This window comes from Sorangium sp. So ce385, assembly GCF_051474135.1.
Classification (GTDB): Bacteria; Myxococcota_A; Polyangia; order Polyangiales; family Polyangiaceae; genus Sorangium; species Sorangium cellulosum_D.
Genome location: NZ_CP150337.1, coordinates 12,344,351 through 12,360,003 on the forward strand (window position 1 = coordinate 12,344,351; position 15,653 = coordinate 12,360,003).

10 protein-coding genes and 1 tRNA gene are annotated in these 15,653 nt (G+C 75.7%); 9 read left to right on the forward strand and 2 right to left on the reverse strand.

The window, feature by feature from the left end; translation table 11 throughout:
* Positions 1–205 precede the first annotated feature (205 nt).
* From WME83_RS45160 to WME83_RS45185, 6 genes are all read left to right on the forward strand, one after another.
* On the forward strand, positions 206–511 hold the full coding sequence (locus tag WME83_RS45160; RefSeq protein ID WP_437315906.1) for a hypothetical protein: 306 nt from the start codon (positions 206–208) through the stop codon (positions 509–511).
* The gene (locus tag WME83_RS45165) at positions 508–1,815 is read left to right on the forward strand and encodes a hypothetical protein (RefSeq protein WP_437315907.1); all 1,308 of its coding nucleotides are present in this window, start codon (positions 508–510) and stop codon (positions 1,813–1,815) included. The genes WME83_RS45160 and WME83_RS45165 overlap by 4 nt, the downstream gene beginning before the upstream one ends.
* Positions 1,816–2,163: 348 nt before the next feature.
* A complete protein-coding gene (locus tag WME83_RS45170) occupies positions 2,164–3,447 on the forward strand; it encodes a hypothetical protein (protein ID WP_437315908.1) in 1,284 nt (427 codons plus the stop codon).
* A 40-nt stretch (positions 3,448–3,487) separates the two neighbouring features.
* Positions 3,488–3,561, forward strand: a tRNA-Gln gene (locus WME83_RS45175).
* Between the two features lie 409 nt (positions 3,562–3,970).
* Positions 3,971–4,594, forward strand: a complete 624-nt coding sequence (locus WME83_RS45180) for a sigma-70 family RNA polymerase sigma factor (RefSeq protein WP_237244655.1) — start codon at positions 3,971–3,973, stop codon at positions 4,592–4,594.
* Positions 4,591–5,055 (forward strand): hypothetical protein, encoded by a 465-nt coding sequence (locus WME83_RS45185; protein ID WP_437315909.1) that lies wholly within the window; start codon positions 4,591–4,593, stop codon positions 5,053–5,055. Before WME83_RS45180 ends, WME83_RS45185 begins: the two co-directional genes overlap by 4 nt.
* Positions 5,056–5,242: 187 nt before the next feature.
* Here the strand turns inward: WME83_RS45185 and WME83_RS45190 are convergent, their stop codons facing one another.
* On the reverse strand, positions 5,243–6,016 hold the full coding sequence (locus tag WME83_RS45190) for a Stp1/IreP family PP2C-type Ser/Thr phosphatase (protein WP_437315910.1): 774 nt from the start codon (positions 6,014–6,016) through the stop codon (positions 5,243–5,245).
* Between the two features lie 172 nt (positions 6,017–6,188).
* Entirely contained in the window at positions 6,189–7,418 is a 1,230-nt protein-coding gene (locus tag WME83_RS45195; RefSeq protein ID WP_437315911.1) for a S1C family serine protease, read from the reverse strand.
* 262 nt (positions 7,419–7,680) lie between these two features.
* Between WME83_RS45195 and WME83_RS45200 the strand changes: the two genes are divergently transcribed.
* The 3 genes from WME83_RS45200 to WME83_RS45210 all read left to right on the forward strand — a co-directional run bounded on the left by WME83_RS45200 (position 7,681) and on the right by WME83_RS45210 (position 15,581).
* A complete protein-coding gene (locus WME83_RS45200; RefSeq protein ID WP_044989539.1) occupies positions 7,681–8,259 on the forward strand; it encodes an RNA polymerase sigma factor in 579 nt (192 codons plus the stop codon).
* A gap of 5 nt (positions 8,260–8,264) precedes the next feature.
* Complete coding sequence (locus WME83_RS45205) at positions 8,265–12,929, forward strand: VIT domain-containing protein (RefSeq protein WP_437315912.1); 4,665 nt, start codon at positions 8,265–8,267, stop codon at positions 12,927–12,929.
* A 174-nt stretch (positions 12,930–13,103) separates the two neighbouring features.
* A complete protein-coding gene (locus tag WME83_RS45210) occupies positions 13,104–15,581 on the forward strand; it encodes an AAA family ATPase (RefSeq protein ID WP_437315913.1) in 2,478 nt (825 codons plus the stop codon).
* The last annotated feature ends 72 nt before the right edge of the window (positions 15,582–15,653 follow it).

The window sequence follows — 15,653 nt, forward strand, 5'->3', positions numbered from 1 at the left end:
AATGGGTCCGCTCGACGGGGCGGGCCGGGCATGTGCCCGCCTCGGGAGGCGCCGGCAGGCTGACGTCGCTGGCGACGTCGCGCGACGGTGACCAGACCGGCAGGACCTCGCAGGAGCACCCCTCGATCCCGTGATCTTCGCGAGGCGTCGCGCGGCCGCCAACCGCTGTACCGTGCCGCGCGCGTGTGAGAGGATCGCTCTCCCCATGAAGAGGATCAAGCTCAAGCTCCACAGCGACGAGTACCACCTCAGCGCCGTCGGCTACCTGTTCGAGGAACCCGCCCCCGCCGGGGATCCGGCCGGGGTGAAGCCGTTCTCGATCCGCAACACGGTCTTCCCCGAGTTCGACCTGGAGCCCGGCAGCTACGTATTCCGCTTCAGGGTCCGGAACGGCAGCGGCAAGTTCCAGATCTTCGCCTTCGACCCCAAGACGAACCAGAGCACCCGCGCCGATTACGACACGTCGAACGGCGCCGAGAACCTCACCTTCAAGTTCACGGTGGCGCCATGAGAACATCCCTGCCGCTCCTGCACACCGCAGCGCTGCTGTCGCTCTCGCTCTCGCTGGCGACCCCCGCGCGCGCCCAGGGCGCGGCGCCGCCGTCGGAGCCCGCGTCGCCCGCCGCGCCCGCACCGCCCGCCGCGCCCGCACCCCCCGCACCCCCCGCACCCCCCGCACCCCCCGCGCCCGCCGCCCCGCCGCCGGACGCCGGCGCCGCCGCGGCGCCCGCGCAGCCGGGCGCCCCCATCGCGCCGGTCGCGCCCGCCTCGCTCGCCGCCGGCGCCCCCATCGCGCCGATCGCGCCCGCCTCGCCCGCGGGCGGCGCCCCCATCGCGCCGGCCGGCACGGGGCGCGAGCTCGTCTACCTCGTGCCGGCCGAGGTCACGGGCACCTCGGGGGGCGCGGCGCTCGCGCGCGTCGGCTTCGGGGTGCTGGCCGGCTTCGGCGAGGTGACCGATCCGACAGCGTGGGACGTGAGCGCCGTGCTCGAGGCCGAGGTGGCGACCGCGAACGGCCTGGCCACGCTGATCGGCCTCTCGAGCGCCGATGAGACGGCCCAGGCGCCCATCGGGAGCCTGCGTTTGTCGGCCTCGTTCGCGCGCCTCGACTTCGAGGGCGAGGGCAGCTCGGCGTATCCGCCGCTGATCCTCTACGTCGGCGGCGCGGTCGGGCGCACCCGGTTCAACTATCTCGGCCCCGGCCCCGCGCGGCGCGACACGAGCCTCCCGCCGACCTACGCGCCGCGCGAGCTCATCGCCGTGCCCTGGAGCGCCGGCGCCGCGGCCGTCTACGTCGGCCAAGGCGGGAAGAAGCTCGCGCCGACCATCGAGGGGCAGATCGCGTTCGACTCGCGCTGGACCGCGTCGAGCGACAGGCTCGAGTGGTGCGAGCCCGCGGGCGACGTCGTCGCCGGCGTCGATCCGGTCACCCAGTCGACCACCTTCGCCCCGGCCTCGCGCTGCAAGCGCGAGGTGCTCGGCGCGCCGAGGCAGAGCCAGGAGCTCACCTTCACGGCGCACGCCGGGATCGTCGACAAGGTCGCGAACGCCACGTTCCGCGCGGCGTTCGGCGCGCGCGTCGCGGTCGCGCTCAACGACGAGGCGCCGGACGACGTCCGCATCAGCCTGCGCGCTCCGGTCTACGTGACGCTGGCGCGCGCGCCGGAGGGGACGAAGTACCGCGGGCTCATCCGGCTGATGCCGTCGCTCAGCATCGACCGGCGCTCGACCGGCGAGACGGACGTCGGCGGCATGCTCGAGATCAGCTTCCTCGGCCAGCGCGCGATGTTCTCCGACAACTACACGGACCTCTGACCGCAGCCGCCGGGCCGAGCAGCACGCGCGCCCGCCCGCGCAGCGCGTGCCACGCGGGTGCGACCGCGCATCGCGTGCCACGCGGGTGCGACCGCGCATCGCGTGCCACGCGGGTGCGACCGCGCATCGCGTGCCACGCGGGTGCGACCGCGCATCGCGTGCCACGCGCGCGCCCTCCCGCGCAGCGCGGCTACGCGCGCGCCCGCACGGCGCGGCGATCCCGGGCGCCCGGCCCGACCCGGCACTTTCTTGGCCCACCGCGCCAGCATCCGCTACCGACGCACGAGAGCAGCGGAGGTGGACCCGGAAGCATCGGGTGGATCGCCGCAGCTCGCTAGGGAGACAGCGATGGGCCCGAGCGCGGCGTACAAGGTGGAGGGGCTTTGCGACGGGGTGCCGGCGCCGAGCGGCGTGGAGGGGCGCGGTCAGGGGCATCTGAGCCTCTGCAGCGCCCCCACGATGCCGTTCAGCTCGCACGCGAGCAGCGCGGAGGAACCGGCGGAATCGAGGCCCTGGTGCGTCGACCGCGGCGACTGGCTGGAGGCGATGAGCACGGTCGCGCTGTGGCGCGCGCTGGAGCTGGGGGAGCTTCCGCACAGCACGCGCGTGTGGCGCGAGGGCCTCGAGTGCTGGACGCCCGCCGGCGAGGTGAAAGCGCTCGGCTGGACCATCTCGCAGCCGCCCCCGCGCGACGAGGCGCCCGCCCTCTCCGCCGCCGGCGAGGGGCCCGAGTCCACCGGCCCGCTCAGCTTCGCGCTGACCCCCGACCACCTCCGGTCCGTCGCGCCGCGCCCGCACCGGGGCGGCCCCGCGGGGGTCCGCGACGAGCGCGCGGACTCGTTCCTCCTCGCCCCGTTCCCGCCGGCCGAGGCGGCGGCGCGGCACGAGACGCCCTCGCCGCCGATCTCCCTCGAGATCCCGTCGTGTTTCCCGGCGGTCCCGTCGTCGCCGCCCGACACGCTGCCGAGCGCCGGGACCGCGCGGGCCGGCGTCGCGAAGCCGGGACCCGGGCCGGCGCGCGGCGCGCGCGACGCGGACTGGGCGCCGCGCGGGCGCGCGTCGGGCACCTGGTCGCGGCTCGCGCGGCTCGCGCGGCGCGCCCGCGCCTCGCGCAGCGCGGTCTCGCTCGCGGCGGGCAGCGCGGCGATCGTGCTGGCGCTGGGCCTGTCGGTGCTGAGCGCGCTCGCCCCTGCGGGAGCGCCCTCGACGCCCTCGACGGCCGCGGGGGCGCGCCTCGGGGTCGCCCAGGGCGTCGCGGCCGCCGCCGCCGAGGTCGTCGTGCCCGCCCCGGCGCTCGCCAAGGGCGCCGGCACGGCTCTGGCCGAGGGCGCCGGCGCGGCTCCGGCCGCGGGCGCCGGCGCGGCTCCGGCCGCGGGCGCCGGCGCGGCTCCGGCCGCGGGCGCCGGCGCGGCTCCGGCCGCGGGCGCCGGGGCGCCCGAGCTGCCGCCGCAGCGGGCGGGGAAGGCTGCGGCGGCGGGCGCGAAGCCGGCGCCCCTGGGTCGGCGTGAGCGCGGGCAAGTCCGCCTGCGGCGAGGTCGGTACGAGCCGGACGGCGCGCGCGGCATCGGCCATCCGGGCCGTGGAGCCGGCCCGTCGGTCGGGACGGGTGCCATCTTGCGCGACTCGCGCTAAGGTGCGCGCCGCGCGGCGGCCGGCTCCGGTCCCGCGGCACTCCGGCGTCGTTCAAGGGCAGGACGGGGGACTTTGAATCCCCTAATCGTGGTTCGAATCCACGCGCCGGAACCAATCGAGCGCCCGCGCCCTCTGAGGGGGATCGTGGCGGGCGATCTCCATCGGGCTGACGGGGGCGCCTCGGGCGCGGCCGCACGACGTCGCGGGCGCGTCCGGCGCCGCTGCCTGCTCGCTATTGTCTGGCGCGGTCGAGCCGGGGTTGTTTACCGTGGTCTCACCGAAGGCTCTGCGCCTGCCGCGGGGCGGGGGCGAGATCCTGGATCCTGGAGGACCGGACGGCGTGGCGAGCGATGAAGGGGACCGCGTAGGCGGATCCCCGACCCATGCAGATGCGGACCGCGGGCGCGGCGCTGCGAGCCGCGCCGATGCGGATCGCGGGCGCGGATCCCCGACCCATGCAGATGCGGATCGCACGATCCGCGCAGGTGCGGATCGCACGCGCGGCGCCGCGATCCATGCGGGCGTGGAGCCTGCTGCGCAGCTCGAGGTGAGCGAGGCGCAGTTCATCGCGCGGCTCGTCGCGCGCGACGAGAGCGCGTTCAACGAGCTCGTGATCATGTACGAGCGCCGCGTGTTCGCGCTCGTCTACCGCATGCTCGGCCGGCGCGACGAGGCCGAGGACCTGTCCCAGGAAGTCTTCGTGCAGGTCTTCAAGGCGATCGACCAGTTCCGCGGCGAGTCGAAGCTCTCGACCTGGATCTACCGCATCGCCGTGAACCTCTGTAAGAACCGGACGAAGTACCTCTCGCGGCGGCACGCCGGCGCCCAGGACGACGTCGACGCCATGGTCGAGCGGGTGCCGCTGTCGGCTGCCAAGGGCGTGAGCGTCGGCGACGTGAGCCGCCCCGACGAGCTCGTCGAGGGGATGCAGCTCGAGGCGGTCGTGAAGCACGCCATCGGCCAGCTCGATCCCGAGTTCCGGGAGGCGCTCATCCTTCGCGACGTCGAGGACATGTCCTACGAAGAGATCGCCTCGGTGACGGGTTTACCGGACGGGACCGTGAAGAGCCGGATCCATCGCGCGCGCGGGCAGCTCCGCGCGCTCGTCGAGAAGGTGATGGGCGAGAAGGTGAGAGGCGGGAAATGAGCGGAGCGGACGACCCCAAGCGCGCGGGGCAGGCCGAGGAGCCGGCCGCTTCGGGCGTGGAGAGCGGCAGCCGTCCCACGCCGCCCCCCGCGGAGCGATCGCGCGGCGGCGCCGCACCGCCGCGCGACGCGGCCGCGGCGCCGCGCGACCTGCCCGACGACGGCGATCTGCCCGACGACGGCGATCTGCCCGACGACGGCGATCTGCCGCTCGTCGACGAGGTCGATCTGCGCGAGCTGGTCCGCGGCGCCATGCGCGCGCCTCCGGCGGCGCCGCCGAGCCTGCTCAGCGGTGTGCAGCGTCGGATCCGCGTGCGCTCCCGCGGCAAGTTCTACGGGGACGGCTGGAGCACCGCGCGCTCGCCGCGCTCGACCTACCTGATGACGAGCCTGTTCATGCTCGCCCTCATCGCCTTCGTGTTCCTGATCCTCGTCCCCTGGAGCGGCGGCGTCCTGCCCTGAGCGAAGCTCACCCGCTGCGGATACGGGCCCATCTCGACGTTTTCGGTGCTCAGCGTGCTGGAGCACGCCTGCGCGCCGAAAACGCCGATCTGGGCCCGTCTCCTGTGCGGGTGAGCTCCGCTCGGCGGCGCAAGTCGCAGGGGCGGGCGCGCCGCGGCGCAGCGCTCCGAAGGCTCGCGGACCGGGCCTACTGCGTCCAGCGGACGAGGACGCACGTGACGTTGTCGGGGCCGCCGTTCTCGTTCGCGCGCTCGATCAGCTTCGAGGTCGCGACCTGGATGTCCTGGTGGTCCGTCAGGATCTGCGTCATCTCGGAGTCGCTCACCGGGCCGGAGAGGCCGTCGGAGCAGAGGACGTAGAGGTCGTTCAGCTGCGGCACCTCGAACCGGGTGTCGACCTTGACCGTGTCCTTCATCCCGAGCGCGCGCACGATCACGTTCTTGTGCGGGAAGTTCGCGATCTCCTCCGGCGTGAGGCGCTTCATCTTGATGTAGTCGTTGAGGAGCGAGTGGTCCTCGGTGAGCATCTCGAGCCTGCCGTCGCGGAAGCGGTAGACCCGGCTGTCGCCGACGTGGGCGACGTAGACGCCGTCGTTCGCCGTGAAGATGCCGACGAACGTCGTCCCCATTCCCCGCTTCTTCGCCTCGCGCTGCGCCGTCTCGTAGATACGCAGGTTGGCGAGCTTGATGCCCGTGATCAGGCGGTTCTCTTCATACCCCTTGGACCGGTCCATCTTGTAGGGCCAGGTCCGCTCCGGGTCGTCCTGCGTCTGGGCGAAGAAGTCCTGCATCGCGTCGACAGCCATCTTCGACGCGACCTCGCCCGACGCATGCCCCCCCATCCCATCGGCGACCATGAAGAGGCCGTACTCCACCATGATGCCGAAGTTGTCCTCGTTGTGGTTGCGCTTGCGCCCGACGTTCGTCTCGCCGGCCACTTCGATTCGAAACGTTTGGGACACGGATCACCCGATCGAAGGCCCCGCGCGAGGCGCGGGGCCGAATGAGAACCGCGAGCGCCCCGATCGAGCCGCTCAGGCCCGATCCTGGAGGTTTGGTTGATGCAGTGTCAACCGGATCGCGCCCGAGCGCCGAGCTTATAGAATCCCGGCGCGGACCCCCATCATTTTTCGCTTACTTGCGGTACTCTTCGGTGGCTTTGCCGCTCGAGCTCGGCGGCGGGAGCTCGGCCTCGGGCCGCTTCGCCGCGGCCGCCTTCGGATCCGGGGCGGCGCGGAGCACGACCGTGACCTGCCGGTACTTCCCGCCGCTCAGCAGGGTCAGGGGGACCTTCTCGCCCACCGCGTGCGTGCGGATCGCGTCGGCGAGCGCCTCGGGGCTCGTGACGGGCACGCCGTCGACGGCGAGGATCATATCGCTCGCCGCGCGCTCGCCGCCCTTCAGGCGGGCCTCGTCCGCGGGGCTCCCGGGGTGGACCTCCGTGATCCGGACCCCCTTGGCGACCGGCGCGGCCTCACTGACGCCCTGGATCCCGAGCCACCCCGCGGGCTGCACCGCCGTCGGGGGCACGGCGCGGAGGAACCCCCGGATCGCGCTGATCGGCGCGCCGAACGCGACCGGCGTGCACGGCTTGCCCTCGTTCGGGGCGCAGCCGCGGCCGAGGATCGCGACGACGCGGCCGTCCTCGTCGATGAGGGGCGCGCCCAGGTCGAGCGGCGAGACGCGCGACCCGAGCTCGATCGCGTCGTCGAGCTGCCGGTCGTCGCCGCCGAGGAGCGTCCGGTGCGATCGCAGCACGATCGGGACGGCCGCGACCTTGCCGCGCGCCGCCGAGAACGAGCGGATCTGCGCGTCCTGCCGGACCGGATCGCGCGACGAGGCGGTGAGCCCCTCGGTCCACCTGCCGGTCTGCGGCACGAGCAGCGCGAGGTCCCACACGCGGTCGTGGTGGCCGAGCTTCACCCGCACGGTGGTCCCGTCGGCGAGGCGCGCCGTGAGGTCGTTGCCCGCGCCGAGCGGCGAGAGCGCCGTCAGGATGCGCCCGTCGCCGGCGAGCACCGCGCCGAGGCCGAGGACCTGCCCGCCCCGCTCCACGATCGCCACGCCGCGCGCGGCGCGCTCCTCGACCGGGGGCTCCGCCTTGTCCCGGTCCTTGTCCTTCTCGGCCGGGCCCCGCTTCGCGTCGGCGGGGGCCGGCTTCCGCTCCTTCACGTCCACGTCGGCCCGGGCCGGGAGCACCCCCCGCTTGCGCGCCTTCTGGGCCGGCGGCGGGGCCTCTCCCTCGACGCCCTCCTGAGCTTGCTCCTCGTCCGGCGCGCCCTGCGCGAGCGCCGCGGGCGCGGCGAGGGCGCCGGCGAGCGACGCGGCGAGCGCGATGGCCAGCGACCGTCGCCATCGCTTCACAGGCGAGGTGTCAACGGGAGCGCTCGGCCCGGCCCCCCCGGGCGACGTGGCCTTCGCGGAAACAGACGGGCGTGTCTCGTTCATAAGCGCGGCTCCTGAGGCGACTGCCGATTCTGCTGCGGCTGGGATCGTATTGCAAAAGGCAAAGGCCGGACCGCCCTGTACGGTGGGATCGGGCACCGGAGCCCGCCGGGGCGGGGGGCGAAAAAAATCCGGTCACGAACGCGGGGGACGGGGGCACATGGCCGGCGATGAGGCAGCGATGGCAGCTGGGTTAGCGCTCGTGGGCTCGGAGGGCGACGCGCGGGCGGACGAAGCTCGGGCGATCGAGGGGCTGATCGGGGCAGGCGACTTCCGGGAAGCGCTGTCGCGGTGTGCGAGGGCCTACGCCATGCCGCTGGGGCGGCTGTGCATGGCGTTCACCGGATCGCAGGCCGAGAGCGAGGAGCTGGTGCAGGAGACGCTGCTCGCGGCGTTCGACGCCTTCCCGCAGTACCGGGCCGAGGGGAGCGTGCGGGCCTGGCTCTTCGGGATCGCGCGGCGCATCTGCGGGCGGCACACGGAGCTCCGGGCGCGGCGGGAGGCGCGTCTGCGGCTCGTGCACGACACCCGGCCGCGGCCGGACGCGAGCGAGCTCGCGCTGGAGCGCGAGCGGGCCGAGCGGGCCCGCGCCGCGCTCGCGCGGCTCAAGCCGAGCGAGCGCGAGGCGGTGGTGCTGCGCTTCGAGGCGGGGCTCTCCTTCAAGGAGGTGGCCATCGCGTGCGGGATCGACGAGGCGGCGGCGCGCAAGCGCGTCAGTCGCGCGCTGGCGCGGCTCAGGGCCGATCTGGGCGAGGAGTGAGGGCGATGAGCGCGACGGGAACGGGTTCGGCGGGGCTGTGCGGCGAGGTCGAGGAGCAGCTCGCGGAGGTGCTCGACGGGACGGCGCGGCCGGCGCTGTACGAGCACATCGCCGGCTGCGATGCGTGCCGCGACCTCCGCCACGACGCGGCGCGGGCCGCGGAGGTCGCGGCCGCGGCGGGCGCGGACTTCCGGCCGGCGGGCGACTTCGCCGAGGCGCTGCTCCGGCGGCTCGAGGCGGCCCGCCCCTCGGAGGGCGCGACGAGCGGCGCGGTGCTCAAGGCGGTGCCGGAGGCGCGCGCGGGCGAAGAGCGCGCGGGCGAAGGGCGCGTGGGCGAAGAGCGCGCGGGCGAAGAGCGCGTGGGCGAAGAGCGCGTGGGCGAGGTGATGGCAGGCGAGCGCACCGGCGACATGACCGACGCACGCACCGGCGACATGACCGACGCACGCACCGGCGACATGACCGACGCACGCACCGGTGACATGGCCGACGCGCGCACCGGCGACATGCCCGGCGGTGCCGCGACCGACGCGCGCGCCGCCGGCGCAGCCGCCGGCGCGCACGCCGGCGAGGCGCGCTCCTCCGGCCCGGAGCGGGCCGAGCCGGCGCCGCGCCGCGCGCGAGGCGCGGCCTTCGGGCGGCGCTCGGTCATGGCCGCCGCCGCCTTGGCCGCGGCGGCGGCGGTGACGGCCGGCATCGCCCTGCGGCGCGGCGAGACGGTGCAGCCGGCCGCCTCCGTGACGGCCGGCGCGCCCTGGTCCGGCAAGGTCGCCTCGGTCTCGCGCGCGTCGGCCGACCGGTCGGGGGGCCTCGAGGCGTGCGACGCCGCGGGCGCCTGCGCGCCGCTCGCCGCGGGCGCGGCGCTCCCCGAGGGCGCGACCCTGCGCACCGACACGCGGACGCGCGCGCACCTCGCGCTCGCGGACGGCTCGGCGCTCGCGATCGACCGCGGCTCGCGCGTGTGGATCGCCGGCGACGCCCGCGCGGCGCGCGTCGAGGCGGGCGCCGTCGTCCTCGACGTCGTCCCGGCCCCCGGCGCGCCGCCCGCGCGCATCAAGGTGCCGCACGGCGAGATCGAGGTGCTCGGCACGAAGCTCGCCGTCACCGCGAGCCCGGGGCGCGCCTCGGTCGAGGTCGCGCGCGGCGCCGTGCGCGTCACCGGCGAGCGGGGCGAGCCCGTCGAGGTGCGCGCCGGCGAGGAGGCGACGCTCGCGCAGGGCGCCGCGCCGGACGTCGCGAGCGCGACCTCGCTCGCCGACACGCTCGCGTGGAGCGACCGCTCCGCCGAGGAGGCCGACGCCCCGGCGCTCCGCGGCCTCGGCGAGCTCAGGGCGCGCAAGCCGGGCGCGACCCAGGAGAGAGAGCGGGCCGTGCGGCTCGCGAAGCACGCGGTCAAGGTGCGGATCGTCGACGTCGTCGCCCGCACGGAGATCGACGAGACGTTCGCCAACGACACCGACGAGGAGCTCGAGGGCATCTTCCGCTTCCCGCTCCCGCCAGGCGCCCAGATCGAGCGGCTCGCGCTCGAGGTGGACGGCAAGCTGATCGAGGGCGCGTTCGTCGACCGCGACCGCGGGGCCGCGATCTGGCGCGGCGTCCTCCAGAACGCCGCCCCGAAGGCGCCCAAGCCGCGCGAGGAGATCATCTGGGTCCCCGGCCCGTGGCGCGACCCCGCGCTGCTCGAGTGGCAGCGCGGCGGCCGGTTCGAGCTCCGCATCTTCCCCATCCCGAAGCGCGGCTCGCGCCGCGTCGTGCTCACCTACACGCAGCTCGTCGAGCAGTCGGGCGGCGTCCGTCGCTTCACCTACCCGCTCGCGCACGACCAGAGCGGCACGACGAGCATCGGCGACTTCTCGCTCGACCTCCAGGTGCTCGGCCACGACCGGGCGTTCGGCGTCGAGACGCGCGGCTACGAGCTCGCCGCCGCGCCCGCGGAGGGCGCGGCCGACCGGCGCACGCTGCGCGCCCAAGGGTTCACGCCGGCCGGCGACCTCACGGTCGAGTACGCGCTCCCCGATCGCGATCGTCCGGTCACCGCGTGGGCCTACCGGATGCCCCCCGCCGCGTCCCCGCAGCCGCCCGCGGGGCCGGCCGGGCCCCGCGCCGCGAGCGCGCCGAGGAGCGGCGGCGCGGGCGCGTCGAAGGGCGACGGCGCCGAGCACGAGGCGTCGCTCGCCGCGGCGCGGGCCGTCGCGAGCGACGCGTCGCCCTACGTCGCGATCGCGATCCGGCCCCGGCTCCCCCGCTGGGAGGAGTCGACCTCGCGGCGCCACGCGATCGTCGTCGACGCGAGCCGGTCCATGGTCGGCGAGCGCTTCGCCCGCGCGACGCGGCTCGCCTCGTCGATCGTCCGCGAGATGGACCGGCGCGACGAGGTCGTCGTGCTCGCGTGCGACACCCTCTGCCGCTCCCTCGGCGAGGGCGCCCAGGGCGGCGCCGCGCGGCCCATGGCGCCCGGCGCCGCGTCGGCCGGCGAGGTCGAGCGCTTCCTCGGCGGCATCGAGCCCGACGGCGGCAGCGATCTCGCCGCGGCGATGATCGCGGCGCGCGCCGCCGCCGGCCCGCTCGACGGCAAGGAGCTCCGGATCCTCTACCTCGGCGACGGCACGCCCTCGGTCGGCCCGACGCGCCCCGCCCACATCGAGGCCGCGGTGCGCGGCGCCGTCCCCGCGGACGGCGCCGCCGTGATCGCGGTCGCGCTCGGGAGCGACGCGGACACGACGTCGCTCCGGGCGCTCGCGCGGGGCGGCGGCGGGGTGATGGTCCCCTACGTGCCCGGCCAGAAGGTCGCGAGCGCGGCGCAGTCGGTCCTCGGCGCGGCCTACGGCCTCGCGCTGCGCGATCCCGAGCTCGAGCTGCCGCCCGGCCTCACCCAGGTCACGCCGGCGCGGCTCGACCCGATCCGCGCCGGCGGCGAGGCGATCGTCGTGGCGCGGATGAGCTCCGGCGCCGACGTCACCGGCGCGATCCGCCTCCGCGGCCGCGTCTCGGGCGAGCGCTTCGAGCAGACCTACCCCGTGAGCATCGCCGCCGGCTCGGGCGCGGGCAACGCCTTCGTCCCGCGCCTCTACGCCGCGGCGAAGATCGCGGAGCTCGAGGAGACCGGCGGCGAGGCGCAGAAGCCCGCGATCATCGAGCTGTCGCGGCGCTTCTCCGTGGCGAGCCGGTTCACGTCGCTGCTCGTGCTGGAGAGCGAGGCGATGTTCAAGGCGTTCGGCCTGGAGCGCGACGGCATCGCCTCCGCCTTCACGGGCGAGGAGCAAGCGCAGGGCGTGAGCGCGGGCGCCGAGGGGGAGCAGCCCGACGACGCGGCGGACGAGAGCGCCGCGAAGGAGGAAGCGAAGGGGATGGGGCCCGCGGACGGCCTCGGCGTGTCGGGCAGCGGCTGGGGCGGCGGCGGCCGCGGGTGGGCGGCCGCGGAGGCAGCGCCGCGCCGCAAATCGGCGTCGGGTCCCCTCCCCCCGCCGGCGCCGGCCGCCAGGCCCCTTCCCGAGATGCCCGCCGACGCGTTCGACCCCCCCTCGGCCCCGCGCGACGCAGAAAGGCCGGCGCCGGCGCCGACGACCGCCGCGCCCGCGGCCCCGCTGCCGGAGCCCAAGAGCGACGACCGCGCCCAGAGGCGCTGGCCCGACGGCGCCGCCGACGCGCCGTGGCCCCGGCCGCGGCGGATGATCCCGATGCGCCGGGTGTTCGACCGCAAGGTGAGCTTCGACGCGACGAACACGCTCGCGCCCGAGAGCGCGGCGAGGACCGCGGAGGCCGAGGCGGCGCTCGCCGCGGCCCCGGACAGCCGCGACCGCACCGTGGGCCTCTACGCGCTCTACGCCACGACCGGCCGCCTCGGCGAGGCCCAGGAGCTGACCGCGCGCTGGAGCGGCCGCGACGCGCTCGACCCCGACGCGCTCGTCGCCCGCGCCGATCTCGCGGCCCGGCAGGGCGATCGCGACCGCGCGGTGCGCATCCTCGGCGGCCTCGCCGACGTGCGCCCCGGCGACCGGGCCGTCCAGGCGCGCCTCGCCGACCTCTGGGACGCGGCGGGCCGGCCCGCGTACGCGTGCCAGCACCGGGTGACGCTCGCCGAGCTCGCGCCGGCCGACGCGAAGCTCGCCGCCGCCGCGATCCGTTGCGCCGGCGAGGGCGGCATGAGCGAGCTCGCGGGCCAGCTCCGCCTGGATCTGACGTCCGCCGTCCGTGCGACGGTCGATCGGCTGCTCGCGCAGCCGGACGCGCCGCCCTCCGCGGACCTGCCGGGCGACGTGCAGCTCAGCGCCGCGTGGACCGGCGGCGCCGATCTCGACCTCGCCCTCATCGACGCGCGGGGGCGGCGCCTCTCCTGGATGGGCGCGACGCTCGGGCCGGTGGGCGTGCGCTCGCGCGACGCGACGAGCGCGCGCGCGGAGTCGATCGCGCTGCGGAACCTCCCCAAGGGGAGCTACGTCGTCGAGATCGCGCGCGCCTCGGCCGGAGACGGCGCCTCGCCGTCCGCGCTCGCCGGCGCGCCGGGCGCCGTGCGCGGCGAGCTGACCCTGCGCCTCGCGGGGGAGACCCGCAAGGTGCCGTTCACGCTCGAGGGCGCGCGCCTCGAGCTCGGCACGGTGCGCGTCTTCTTCACCTCCCGCCTGGTGCCGGCCGACGACGTCCCGCCGCCCCCGCCGTTCATCCGGGACTGACCCCCGCCGACGCGCGACCCCCGCCGACGCGCTGCCCCCCTCATCCTGAAACCACCTCGCCCGGCGCACCGCCGGAACGGCCTTTTCCGCGCACCCCCGAGGGCGCTCGCCCGGGGTTCGAGGAGCCCCCCCGGCGCCCTCGTGTCGGGAGGAGATCCCCGATACAGTTTCGACATGAACCCGCTCGTCCCGGACTTCATCCTCGAACAGGATGCCGAAGGGCAATACGCGGGGGCGGTCGACGCGGCCGTCCTGCATGTCTCGCTCCCGGCCGTCGTGGAGCTCGCCGAGCAGATGATCGCGCGTCAGGCGATCGATCCGGACGCGCTGCGGTCGCTCTTCGAGCCGCTCTTCGAGGCCGTGCACCAGTCGGGCGGGTTCGTCGCGGCGTTCTCGCCCGGCGGCGGGTTCACCGCGCTCTTCCCCGATCGGCCGGGGCGGAACGTCACCCGCCTCGCGCGCAGCGCGGCCCTGGCGATGCGGCGCAGCCTCCTCGAGCTCGCCGCGCGGCGCGCGCTCGGCGCCGGCGGCGCGCCGATGCCGTTCAGGATCGGGCTCGCGTGGGGCTCGGTCCACTGGACGATCGTGCGGATCGCCCGGGATCGCGCCTACTTTCTGCTCTACGGCCCCGCGATCGAGGCCTGCCAGGCGACCGATCGCGGGGCGGACGACAGCGAGCTGCACCTCGATCGCAGCTTCCGCGAGCGGCTCCCCGCGGCCAGCGCCCGCGAGAGCGTGGCGGAGCTCGACGAGGCGGATCTCCTCACCGGTCCGCCCTCGCTGACGGCCACGGCGCTGCCGACGGACGCGGACGCCGAGGCGTTCCTGCCGCCGGGCGCGGGCGATCTCGCGCCGGAGGGCGAGATCCGCGACGTGACGACGGTCTCGCTCTCGCTCGATCGGGTGGCGAGCCCGACGGAGCTCATCCAGCAGCTGCACGAGATCTCGGCGATGTTCGGCGCCACGTTCGCCGGCATGAACGTGACCGAGCGCGGCTTCGGCGCGCTGTTCTACTTCGGCGTGCCGGTCGCGCACGAGAGCGACCACGATCGCGCCCTCGACTTCGCGCTCGAGCTGAAGAGCAACGGCCTCGGCGTGCCCCGGCTCGCGGTGGGCATCACCCGCGCGCGCTGCCTGGCCGGCTTCTTCGGCGCCGGGGGTCGCCGCGAGTTCGTCTGCCTCGGCCGCGCCGTCCACCTCGCCGCGCAGATCGCGCGCAAGGCCGCGCCGTCGTCGATCTGGGCGGACGAGCGCGCGTTCCTCGCGGGCGAGGCGAGCCACCAGTGGTCGACCGAGAACATCTTCCGGTTCGACGGGTTCGACCTGCCGATCCTCGTCTACTCGCTCGAGCGCCGCCGCATCGCCGTGCAGGAGGAGTTCTACGACCTCGGCCCGATCGGCCGCGAGGCCGAGCTCGAGCGGCTCACGCGCGCGCTCGAGCCCCTCTTCGCCGGGCGCTCCGCCGGGGTCGTGTACATCCTCGGCGAGGCGGGCATCGGCAAGAGCTACCTCGTGCACAGCTACCGCCACCAGCGCGCGCAGCTCATGGACATGCGCCCGCTCCTGTGGATCGAGGCCCGCTGCGACCAGACGCTGAAGACCCCGCTCTACGCGTTCGAGTTCGCGCTCAAGGAGTACCTCGGGATCTCGTCGGAGATCGGCCAGCGCGCCAAGCAGGCGGGGCTCGATCTCGCGCTCCAGCTGCTCCTCGAGCGGCTGCCCGAGGCCTGGACCGAGGTGCGGCAGGGGATCGACAGGTCGCGCGAGGCGCTCGCGCGGCTGCTCCGGCTGCGGAGCGACGAGCCGGCGACGCCGGAGGCCGAGGCCGGGCGGCGCGAGGAGGCGCTCGCGGCGCTCTCCGCGCTGCTCGTCGCCGAGAGCTCGCTGCAGCCGGTGGTGGTGCACCTCGACGACGCGCAGTGGGCCGACCCGACCTCGCTCGAGGCCGTGCGCGCGATCACGGCCGCGTGCCGGGATCTGCCGCTCGCGGTGATCTGCTCGGCGCGGCCCGCGGCCGCCGGCGAGGGGGCGGACGTCCGCATCCCGCTCGAAGCCGGCATCCCGTCGCAGCTCATCGAGCTCGCGCCGCTGCCCCAGGAGCGGCTGCTCGCGCTGGCGGAGCCGTTCTTCGGCGGCCCGATCCCGACGATGCTCGAGTCGCTGCTCGGCCAGACCGCCGGCGGCAACCCGTTCTTCGCGCAGGAGATCCTCGCGTACTGGCTGGAGGACGGCCGGTACGGGTCGACCCACGAGGCCGCGCGCTCGAGCCGGTTCATGCCGCCGCGGACCGTGAACAGCCTGCTCGTCGCGCGGCTCGAGCGGCTGGAGCCGCGGACGCGGCAGACGGTGATCTCCGCGGCGGTGCTCGGGCGCGAGTTCGACACGCGCGTGCTCGCCCGGATGATCCCGGACGCCTCGGTCCTCGTGGATCACCTGCGCTTCGGCGAAGCGCAGCGGATCTGGTCGCGGATGGGGGAGCACCGCTTCGAGTTCTGCACGGTGCTGATCCGCGACGCGGCGTACGGGATGCAGCCGAAAGTGGCGGCGGAGCGGCAGCACCGCCTCGCGGCCGAGGCGATCGAGGCGGTGTACGGCGACGATCTCGAGGATCAGCGCGCGGCGCTCGACAGCCACCGGGGGCTCGCGGGCTGAGCGCGGCCGGCCGCCCTTTCGGCCGGATCGTGGAACCCCCTCGACGCCGCTGGCGAAGTGCGGCAACTGTCC